At 57.2% G+C, this 9,817-nt stretch carries 9 protein-coding genes; 6 read left to right on the top strand and 3 right to left on the bottom strand.

All coding sequences use genetic code 11. From position 1 onward, the window contains the following. From CHB88_RS06565 to CHB88_RS06560, 4 genes are all read left to right on the top strand, one after another. Positions 1 to 1,107: DUF2345 domain-containing protein (locus CHB88_RS06565; RefSeq protein ID WP_143131148.1), on the top strand; the 1,107-nt coding region annotated here is incomplete at its 5' end. 18 nt (positions 1,108 to 1,125) lie between these two features. Then, the gene (locus tag CHB88_RS24245; protein WP_143131147.1) at positions 1,126 to 3,237 is read left to right on the top strand and encodes a lysozyme family protein; all 2,112 of its coding nucleotides are present in this window, start codon (positions 1,126 to 1,128) and stop codon (positions 3,235 to 3,237) included. Next, positions 3,237 to 3,923: a hypothetical protein gene (locus tag CHB88_RS24240; RefSeq protein ID WP_143131146.1), complete on the top strand. Its 687-nt coding sequence runs from the start codon at positions 3,237 to 3,239 to the stop codon at positions 3,921 to 3,923. The genes CHB88_RS24245 and CHB88_RS24240 overlap by 1 nt, the downstream gene beginning before the upstream one ends. 264 nt (positions 3,924 to 4,187) lie before the next feature. Continuing rightward, positions 4,188 to 4,694 (top strand): hypothetical protein, encoded by a 507-nt coding sequence (locus CHB88_RS06560; RefSeq protein ID WP_089398463.1) that lies wholly within the window; start codon positions 4,188 to 4,190, stop codon positions 4,692 to 4,694. A gap of 563 nt (positions 4,695 to 5,257) precedes the next feature. Here the strand turns inward: CHB88_RS06560 and CHB88_RS06555 are convergent. The 3 genes from CHB88_RS06555 to CHB88_RS06545 form a co-directional block, all read right to left on the bottom strand. Then, entirely contained in the window at positions 5,258 to 6,109 is an 852-nt protein-coding gene (locus CHB88_RS06555) for a sulfurtransferase (protein ID WP_089398462.1), read from the bottom strand. Positions 6,110 to 6,122: 13 nt separating this feature from the next. Continuing rightward, the gene (locus CHB88_RS06550) at positions 6,123 to 7,061 is read right to left on the bottom strand and encodes a DMT family transporter (RefSeq protein ID WP_089398526.1); all 939 of its coding nucleotides are present in this window, start codon (positions 7,059 to 7,061) and stop codon (positions 6,123 to 6,125) included. Positions 7,062 to 7,164: 103 nt separating this feature from the next. Continuing rightward, entirely contained in the window at positions 7,165 to 8,286 is a 1,122-nt protein-coding gene (locus CHB88_RS06545) for an aromatic ring-hydroxylating oxygenase subunit alpha (RefSeq protein WP_089398461.1), read from the bottom strand. Positions 8,287 to 8,657: 371 nt separating this feature from the next. Between CHB88_RS06545 and CHB88_RS06540 the strand changes: the two genes are divergently transcribed. Next, positions 8,658 to 8,921 carry an exodeoxyribonuclease VII small subunit gene (locus tag CHB88_RS06540; protein ID WP_089398460.1) on the top strand — a complete coding sequence of 88 codons (264 nt, stop codon included), beginning with the start codon at positions 8,658 to 8,660 and terminating at the stop codon, positions 8,919 to 8,921. Next, on the top strand, positions 8,918 to 9,817 hold the full coding sequence (locus CHB88_RS06535) for a polyprenyl synthetase family protein (protein ID WP_089398459.1): 900 nt from the start codon (positions 8,918 to 8,920) through the stop codon (positions 9,815 to 9,817). The genes CHB88_RS06540 and CHB88_RS06535 overlap by 4 nt, the downstream gene beginning before the upstream one ends.

The raw sequence follows: 9,817 nt of genomic DNA, 5'->3' as shown, positions 1-9,817 counted from the left end.
CTCGGCTGGCTCGGCCATGCGCGCACCGACGGCAAGGCCGCGCCGCGCGGCGAAGGCATCGAACTGCGCACCGATGCCGCCGCCGCCATCCGGGCCGCCAGGGGCCTGCTGCTCACCGCCGAATCCCAGCCGCATGCCAACGGCGTACAGCTGGAACGGCAAGCGCTGCTGCAACTGCTCGACGCCGCGCTCCAGCTGGCCGAACGGCAAGGCGAGCAGGCGCTGCACCAGCAAGCGAACCAGCCGGAGACCGGGCACGGCAACCAGCGCATCAACGACGATGCGGTACCCGTCGGCAGCAGCGAGCAGGGCCACCAGGCGCATCTGAGGCAAGCGCTGCACGACCTGGAAAACGGTAGCAATACCGCGAAACAAAAAGCCAACGGCGGCCAGCGCATCATCGCCGCCAGCGGCCCGGACGGCATTGCCATCGCCAGCGGCCAAAGCATGACGATGACCGCGCAAACCAACATCGACCAGATCGCCCAGCGCGACAGCAACCAGACCACCGGCCGGCGTTGGATCCACAACGTCGCCGAATCGATCTCGCTATTCGTCGGCGGAGCAAAAGCGAAGGTGAAGGACACCTTCAAGCTGATCGCAGCCAAGGGCGGCATGACGCTGCAGGCGCAGGACGGACCGATGAGCCTGGCAGCGCAGCAGGAGCTCACCATCAGCAGCGTGGGCGGCAGGGTGGTGATCCAGGCGCCGCAGGAGATTCTGCTGGCGGCCGGGGGCGGGTATATCCGCGTGGGCAAGGATATCGAAGTGCATTGCCCGGGGCTGCAGTCGCAGAAGGCGGCGAAGTTTGATTTGAGCGGACCCGTCAAGGAAGCGCTAGCCATCTCGCCACTGCCCAAGATGGCGACCGAGGAAAGCTATAGCCAGCGCATCAACCTTTCCCAGGTTATCGGACTGATCCCAGGCGGAGCGAAAGTGCTTGAGCAAGCGCCCTACGAGATCCGCTCGTCATCAGGCGCCTTGTTAGCCAAGGGAACGCTGGACGAATTAGGCCGCACCCAGACGGTGGTCACCGCACAGAAGGAAAAACTTACTGTCTGGGTGGGCGATGGGCAGTGGCGCATTTTCGGCGATCGAAACCATTGACGAGAAAGGAGCGAATTCATGGCCGACGTCAGTGAACAGGAGGTGCAAGGCAATCCAGGCTTGTCTTCTTTACCCGATGGAGAACCATTCGGCGGCGAGGGCTACAGGAAAGATGAGCCCGCAGTTGAAAAGATTACCAAGGAAGAGGGAATAAGCGCAGCTACTGCGTTTCCAGATAATGCAGAACAAGGTGAAGCGTTTTCTTCAACAGCCGAGGGTCAGGAGAATCCGAGCGAGCCTGCGGACACCGCAACACTGAGCATGTCGATCATCGACTTTGCCATGCAGCCGATTCCCGGCTTGAAATATCGCCTCAAGACACCGACAACTACCATCGCCGGGGTCACCAAGGACGACGGACGCCTCGAACTACTGGTCGATCTCGATCCCTCGACCGAGGTAGAACTGTATGTCTACCGGGAGCACGCATGCGACTACAAGTATGTTGGAACGTTGTTGGCCGAAGCGGGATGGAATGGCTACTCCATCGTAAGTCCCAAGGTCAAAGCCGAAGTCGAAACCGAGCTTCATCATGGAGAACCGGGAAACGCGGAACAGCAACTTCCAAAACCATCTGCCGATGAAAAGAAAGCCGCCCCGGCGCCATCCGGTACGTCCGCCTCTTCAGCACCGCAAGGGACAAAAAATCTGGAAAAAAATGCGACGGGTAAAGGCAGCTCAAATGATAAAGCAACGAATCCATCCTCCAAGCCGACAACTGCACCGAACCAGACGGCTGTAAAAGTTGTGAATGACCGTGACAGTCGGGGCCACCCTCAGGCAACGGTACAGGACTCGACGCTGGATTGGCTTAAGCGAAAGGTTCTGGCTGCATTCAACCTTTGGACCTGGAAGGATTTCCATATCAACCCGTCGACCCCCAAAGCAAAACCAGCGGCACGGCCCGCAACTCCTCAGCCGCAGAAAAAGAATGCGACGCCCAGTTCCCCGGCTCCAGTGCCTCTACCTGTGCCGCAAGCCCATCCCAAATTACAACCAAGCATTGAAAAGCCGGTGGCAGTGAATACACAAGACGCGGTGGAACAGGTAAAGCGCCTTGTTGAGTTTGCTGAGAATCAGCTCAGCCTCGATTACACGCCATATAAGCGTGCCGGTGCGCCAACCATCAATGTGCTTGCGAAATACGCCCAGGAGAAGGATCCAAAATTTGATCCTAAAGCTCCAACCAGTCCCAAAGGGATTTGTCTTGTCTATGTCAAGGTTGCGCTACACCGCAGTGGTTACACCAGTGGTCACGGCAACTCACGGCATGCAAAGGAATCAGGAGCTGATTGGATCAGTTACGGGTTCACCGACATTTCACAGCAGCTTCCAAAGATTGAGATTCGATATGAGGATGTCTCAAAGTCCATCAGTGTCGGCGTAATGAAGGCGGATAGTGACACAGCAGTTCCTGAGAAGTATTTCGCTACTTATACGCAGCCCGATCTAATGTACACAGCTCCGGGAGACATTATCGTTTACGAACAAGTCCATCCTTATGATCCAACTGCGTCAGGACATATTGATATACGAACCTATCACGGGTTCGTCAGTGACTTTTCCTGGAGGACCATACCTTCATTAGGTGGACAAAGAAGAGATACAAAGAGATACCGGGTGACGGGTATATACAGAAAAATAAGCGATCCGGCATCTTTTCGTAACGTTGATGCTTTTTTGCGGATATTGCGCGAATTAGAAGCGAAGGATTATCAGAAGCCCTATCAAGCGTTACGAAGAGAAAATAGAAGAGAGGTAACTTTCGACTCTTGGGAAACACACCCTGGAACAAAACTTGGACAAAAAGTTGTCGCAGGAGCTTACCAGATTATGTGGGCAACATGGAACTCGATAATTAAGAAAACTGGATGGCCGGAATTATTCAACCCACAGATGCAGGACCGAGTCGCCCTTTATTTGCTTCAAGAAAGCACTTCAAATGAACCTGACCCCAAAGGAATAAAACGCACTGCGCTCGGTTATTTGATGGAAGGGAAAGTCGAAGAAGCTGTTGAGAAATGTAGTTTATATAAAGTGTGGGCTTGTTTACCTGGCGGCGGAAAACAACAGCAGATCACCATGCCAGACGTATTGAAAAAACACGCTAGCTACGTTAAGGAGGCATAGTGATAAAAAGATTGCTTTGTGTGCTTATTCTTTTGGCTGCATCGGCCTTTTCAAGCGCAGCCACTAAGGTAAGCTCCGAGGACCTCTTGGCTGCAGAAAGTCTTATCAAATCGTTCGTCGCTATAGATCCGGAAACGCTACTTTGTAGCACCGGAAAACCGGACAGCAGAAGAGGCGAGAAAGCTTTTTTAGATCCACTCTCAGATGCCTCAACCCAGCTCTTCCCCACATACAAACGCTATTTTAGTAAAGATTTTCTGAGTCTCTTTATGTGGGTACAGTGTCTAGTACCAGAAAAGCCTGAAATGCCAGTGCCAGCGCATCTTATTGATAAAAAATTGGTGCACAACGATTATTACCTTGATTTCAGATTCGGAACACGGCCTGAGGAATTTGACACCGTGATGAAGTTTTTGAAAATTGGCACTGCGAAAATTAACGGAAGCTCAGTCACTTTAGTAGTGCGTTATAAATATTGGACTTGGCCATCTTGGACACGCTACTCCTTAGTAAAAGAAGACGGTAGATGGAAAATCGATGATATCGCGCTTAACCAAGAAGATAACAGTATGGAAGTTCTAAAGTGGGGAAGCAAAAGCATCAAAACTGAATGGAAATTACTTCGTGAGTATACAACTTCGATTCATCAAAAGTATAAGGTCAAAAAACAATTAGTGGTTCGCTGAGACTCTCCCACTAAATGCATATGTAAAATTAAGTTGGATGTGGTCCCCTTTGGTCGACCAAAGACCCTAAGAAATATTTTAAGTTCTGGAAGATTTAGAATGATAGCTTGAAGATTAAAGCCACTTTTTTGACGCATTAGAGTGCTCCTAGGCGAAAGCCTTTGGCAGACATCGCTTCTTCACGAGTGCTGAAACTCTAAAGATCAAAATTTATTTTCGAGCTTGCAAAAGCTACCTGAAAGATTTGTGAAGGTATGGTCTTCAATGAATAAATATGACGACTCTGGATCGTGCAACGCTACCCTTTGCAAAATCTTTGCCTTTCTCTTCTTAACAGCATTGTTCTCCGGCAGCGCACATGCGAGAGAAGGCGCCGACCTTAAGCTATGCAAATTTTTTATACGTTCCCGCTTCAAAGCGGTCCTGCTTGATTCGAAAAGCCGTATCGTCAAGCGGATGGACATGGGGGCTTTGTCAATGCGCAGCAGCCCACATGACCAAGACTTCGTTCTTTCGACTGAACGATATAGGTTGATCGTCTTTCCCAAGCATCTCGAGGTACAGGAAGGATGTTCAATGGCCGATTGTTACTTCAAGAAGGCTGTTGAGCCCCGCTGTCGAGGGACCTCGGACCATGAGATCTGGGGTGGCATTGTCGCTCACAAGTTTGGCCCAGGAAATTTTGAAAACGATCTTCTTATCTCCGTAATTGATCCAAATCTCGATTTCCCTGACCAGATAGACGTTAATTTTCTTTTCGAGAAAAAGTAACAGGGTCGCTCTCGATGCCTTGGCTAGAAATAGAAGACCGCGATGAGCTTAAAAGAAACCTTACGTTTCTCTTCTTCAGCAACAACAGTCGTGACCGAATAAAGGTACCCATTGTGAATAGAGGCACAGAACCGGTCACTCTCAAATCTTGGATGGCCATCTCGCGCAATAACGAGGAGCTCGCCGTTGTCCCAGCATCATGCAGATCCCGAACATTGAAACCCGGCGAAAGTTGCAGCTTCCATGTGAAGAAACTCAGGAACGCGAGGCTGACGGGAGGGCTGTATATGTGGTACTTCGATTCAGATTTTTTGGGGAGCTCGCTGTACTTTAGTATCGACCGCTTTTCCAATGACAATGTGGTAGGTAGCCTCTATAACCACTGAGCAAGTGTACAAGAGTGATTTTACGCTGCACGGCGCAACCAAAAATGTTTGCGGTGCAGAGGTAGACGCAAACGCAGTCAACATACTAATTGCGGCAAACGTAGTTTGCCCAGCCCCAGCCCCCAGCCAATAGCCAATAGCCCTACATTAAACTCCTGTAAGTCGTGAAAAGCCTTTCTACTTCTCCACCGGCCTCCGCTCATCCGCACACCACTCACTCCACGACCCCGGATAAAGCGCCGCCCCCTGTAAACCCGCCACCTCCAGCGCCAGCAGACTATGGCAAGCGGTCACGCCGGACCCACATTGCATCACGCCCTGTTCAGCCGCCGGCAACAGCGGCGCGAACTCCTGCTTCAACTGCTCCGCCGGCTTGAATCGCCCGTCAGGCAGCAGGTTGTCCTTGAAGAAGCGGTTCTTCGCGCCGGGAATGTGGCCGCCGACCGGGTCCAGGGTTTCGTTCTCACCGCGGAAGCGGTCCGGGGCGCGGGCGTCGATCACCGTCAGTTCGGCGGTGGCGAGATTGGCCGTCAACTCGTTGACGTCCACGGTGGACGTGAGGGAAGGCCGCAGGGCGATGTTGCCTTCGGGGCGCGCCGATGGTGCATCGGCGGTGACGGGCAGGCCGAGCGCCTGCCATGCCTGCAGGCCACCGTCCAGCACCGCGACCGCTTCGTGGCCGACCCAGCGCAGCATCCACCACAAGCGGGCGGCAAACATGCCACCGTGGGCGTCATAGGCGATGACCTGCGAATCCTGGTTCACGCCCCAGCGGCGCAGGGTGGCGATGAAGGCGTCCTGGCTTGGCAGCGGATGGCGGCCGCGGAATTCGCCGTTCGGGCCGCGGGCATGGTCGGCGAGGTCGCGGTCAAGATGGGCGAAGGCGGCGCCGGGGATGTGGCCTGCCTGCCATGCGGCCTGGCCGGCATCCGGGTTGGCGAGATCGTGGCGGCAGTCGAGCACGATCCAGTTGGGTTCCTCCAGGCGGCTGGAGAGATTCTGGGCGGTGATCAGGGTGGTGAAGGACATCGCGGTCTCCTTGTCAGGCTTCGGTAGCGATCGGGTCGTTGGCGGTGGTCACGTCAGGCTTGGCGACTTGCGCGCCGGCGCTGCGGGCATTGTAATAGGTCGCGGCGAGGCCGCTGACGAAGATGATGCCGATGCCGGCCCAGCCCATCCAGCTGATGCGGTCGTTCCACAGCAGCACGCTCCACAGGCTGGAGAAGAGGATGCCGCTGTACTGCAAGTTGGCAGTGAGCAGGGTCTTGCCGAGGCGGTAGGCGCGGGTCATGGCCATCTGGGCGATGACGGCGCTCAGTCCCATGCCGAGCAGCAGCAGGATGCCGCGGCCGGTATGGGCATGCCAGGCTTCGGCCGGATTGCCGAGGGCCTGGCCGGCGAGGGCGCCGACAATGCCGGCGGCGATGCCGGTGGCGGAAAAGAAGAACACCACCCGGTACTCCGGCTCGCCCATCAGGCCGAGCTTGCGCACCTGCAGATAGGCCATGGACGACAGCAGGCCGGAACACAGGCCGAGCAGGCCGCCCAGCCACTGGTCGGCATGGAAGGCGGGCTGCAACAGCAGGGTGACGCCGGCGAAGCTCATCAGGATGGCCAGGGTCAGGCCGAGTTCGAAGCGCTTGGTGCCGTGCCACCAGCCGGCGACGAAGAGGATGGCGGCGATCCAGATCGGCGCGGTGTAGTTGAGGGTGATGGCGGTGGCCAATGGCAGCTTGCCGATGGCGTAGAACCACAGCCACAGCGAGACTACGCCGATGAAGCCGCGCCAGGCATGCTGCCGGGGGTAGGCGGTCTTCAGGGTGCCGCCCTGCAGCCGGATCAGAACAAAGAGCGCGACGACGCCGATCAGGCCGCGGTACATCACCATCTCGGAGGTTGAGTAAAGGCTGGAACCCAGCTTCACGCACACGCCCATGATGGAGAACATGAAGGCGGCAAACAGCATCCACAAAGATTGCATCGGAACGAACTTGAAAACGGGAAGGAAAGGAAGGCGGGGCTCATGCCGCCGGCGAAAGAAAAAGCCCGTCATGCGGACATGACGGGCTGGCTGGGTGTGTGGCTTACAGCGCCGGCTTGGCGCTTTCGGGGTCGAGGTGCTTGCGGTACCACTCGTGGAAGTGCTGCATGCCATCCTCCATCGGCGACTGGTAGGGGCCGACTTCGCTGACGCCGCGCTCCATCAGGATGCGGCGGCCGGCATCCATGCGCAGGCCGATCTCATCGTCCTCGATGCAGGTTTCCATGTAGGCTTCGCGTTCCGCTTCGACGAATTCGCGCTCGAACAGCGCGATCTCCTCAGGATAGTAGAACTCCACCACGTTGACCGTCTTTTGCGGCCCCTTCGGCCACAGCGTCGATACCACCAGCACGTGGGGATACCACTCCACCATGATGTTCGGGTAGAGCGTCAGCCAGATGGCGCCGAAGGCGGGCGGCTCGCCGTTGCGGAACTTGAGCAGCTGCTCCTGCCACTTCTTGTACTTCGGCGTGCCGGAACGCTTGAGCGCATGGTTCACGCCCACCGTCTGCACGCTGTAGTTCTCGCCGAATTCCCATTTCAGGTCGCTGCAGGTGACGAAGCTGCCCAGGCCCGGGTGAAAAGGCTCGACGTGGTAATCCTCGAGGTAGACCTCGATGAAGGTCTTCCAGTTGTAGTCGCATTCGTGGACTTCGACGTGGTCGAGCATATAGCCGCTGAAATCGAGGTCCTTGGTGACGCTGAGATTGCGCATCTGCTCGGCGACATTGAAGCCGTTCTGCTCGAACAGCAGGCCGTTCCAGTTCTGCAGCGGCGTCCTGGAGAGATTCATGCACGGCGTTTCGCCGAAATGCGGCGCGCCGATGAGTTCACCCTTGAGATCGTAGGTCCAGCGATGCAGCGGGCAGACGATGTTGCGGGTATTGCCGCGGCCGTCGAGCATCTTGGCCTGGCGGTGGCGGCAGACGTTGGATAGCAGCTCAATGCCTTGCTCGTTCCGCACCAGCATGCGGCCCTCGTTTTCCCAGGCCAGCGTGGCGTAATCGCCGGCATTAGGCACCATCAGTTCATGACCGGCGTAGCGCGGACCCTGCTGGAAAAGTTTTGTGATTTCCTGCTGCAACAGCGCAGGATCGAAATAGACGTTGACCGGAAGTTGCGCGTTAGAGCGCGCGAGCTTGGCAAGTTGAGCCAGATCGGACATCCCCACCCCCAAATTAATTTGCACCAACCTAAGAGAGAAAGAATCCGCAAAAACCAGTATTCAAAAAAGATGAAACGGAAATTTTGGACAGAACGCGGGATTATACCCGAAGCGCCGTTTCCGTCCGTTGATTCGGGATACGGGAAAATGCCGAGCGCGGGGAAACGTCCGCAGTATGGAAATGACAATCAAATTACGCCAATTTCAGCGCAACGGCGGAAAAAGCGGTGACAAAATGAACAGGCAACGGCGCGCGCCGTGCCGCCCCGCGCGGCTGAACAATGCCCCAAGGAAAATCCCGCCAGCAAGGGATTCCTTGACCGGCGGTGGATTGCTCTAAAATAGAGGGCTTACTTTCTTTTATCCCCGGTATGCCTACTCAGCCCTCAATAGCCACGGGTCAGCCAGCGTCTTTCGAGGAAGCGATGGCGGAACTCGAAAACCTGGTGTCGCAGATGGAAGCCGGCGAGCTGCCGCTGGAAGCTTCGGTGGCCGCCTACAAGCGCGGCTCGGAGCTGGTGAAGTTCTGCGCTTCGCAGCTCGAGCGGGTTGAGGGCCAGGTGAAGGTACTGGAAGGCGACATGCTCAAGCCCTTTCCGCTGGATGGCGAGGAAGACGGCGAGGCCGATCTATGATGCCCGATCCGGCATTCGCCGAATGGATGCGGGCCGTGCAGGTGCGCATGGAGGCGGCGCTGGACGGCTTCCTGCCGTCCGACACCGAGGCGCCGGCGCAGCTGCATGCGGCCATGCGCTACGCCGTGCTGGACGGCGGCAAGCGGGTGCGTCCGCTGCTGGCCTTTGCCGCCGGCGCGGTGTTCGAGGCGCCCGAAGCCGCGCTGGCACGCGCCGCCGCGGCGGTGGAGATGATCCACGCCTACTCGCTGGTGCATGACGACATGCCCTGCATGGACGACGATGCCCTGCGGCGCGGCAAGCCGACGGTGCATGTGCAATTCGGGGAAGCCACCGCGCTGCTCGCCGGCGATGCGCTGCAATCCCAGGCCTTCCTGGTGCTGGCCGAGGGAAGCGACGCCGTGGATCCGGCGCGCCGGGTGGCCATGCTGCGCCTGCTGGCGGACGCCTCCGGCTCGCGCGGCATGTGCGGCGGCCAGGCGATCGACCTCGCCAGCGTCGGGCTGACGCTCACCCTGCCGCAGCTGGAGCAGATGCATCGCCTGAAGACCGGCGCGCTGCTGCGCGTCTCGGTGATGCTCGGCGCGCTGTGCGGCAAGACGCTGACGCCCACCGAAGAAGCGGCGCTGAACGACTACGCCGCCGCCGTCGGCCTGGCCTTCCAGGTGGTGGACGACGTGCTCGACGCTACCGCCGATTCCGGCACCCTGGGCAAGACCGCCGGCAAGGATGCCGCCGACAACAAGCCAACCTATGTCTCGATGCTCGGTCTTGAGCAATCGCAGGCGCTCGCAAGAAAACTGCGGGATGATGCCCACAAGGCGCTGGCTCCCTTCGGAGACCGTGCCCATCTACTGCGCGAACTGGCCAACCTGATCGTGCAGCGGAAAGCCTAG

The sequence above is a fragment of the Noviherbaspirillum humi genome (assembly GCF_900188095.1).
GTDB lineage: Bacteria > Pseudomonadota > Gammaproteobacteria > Burkholderiales > Burkholderiaceae_D > Noviherbaspirillum > Noviherbaspirillum humi.
Note: the sequence above shows the minus strand (reverse complement) of the source record. Positions and strands in the feature narration are given on the sequence as shown.

Coding starts and splice junctions, on each gene's coding strand:
- CHB88_RS06550 (WP_089398526.1), bottom strand. CDS start 7,061: ATGCAATCTTTGTGGATGCTGTTTGCCGCCTTCATGTTCTCCATCATG.
- CHB88_RS06535 (WP_089398459.1), top strand. CDS start 8,918: ATGATGCCCGATCCGGCATTCGCCGAATGGATGCGGGCCGTGCAGGTG.
- CHB88_RS06560 (WP_089398463.1), top strand. CDS start 4,188: ATGAATAAATATGACGACTCTGGATCGTGCAACGCTACCCTTTGCAAA.
- CHB88_RS06540 (WP_089398460.1), top strand. CDS start 8,658: ATGCCTACTCAGCCCTCAATAGCCACGGGTCAGCCAGCGTCTTTCGAG.
- CHB88_RS06545 (WP_089398461.1), bottom strand. CDS start 8,286: ATGTCCGATCTGGCTCAACTTGCCAAGCTCGCGCGCTCTAACGCGCAA.
- CHB88_RS06555 (WP_089398462.1), bottom strand. CDS start 6,109: ATGTCCTTCACCACCCTGATCACCGCCCAGAATCTCTCCAGCCGCCTG.
- CHB88_RS24245 (WP_143131147.1), top strand. CDS start 1,126: ATGGCCGACGTCAGTGAACAGGAGGTGCAAGGCAATCCAGGCTTGTCT.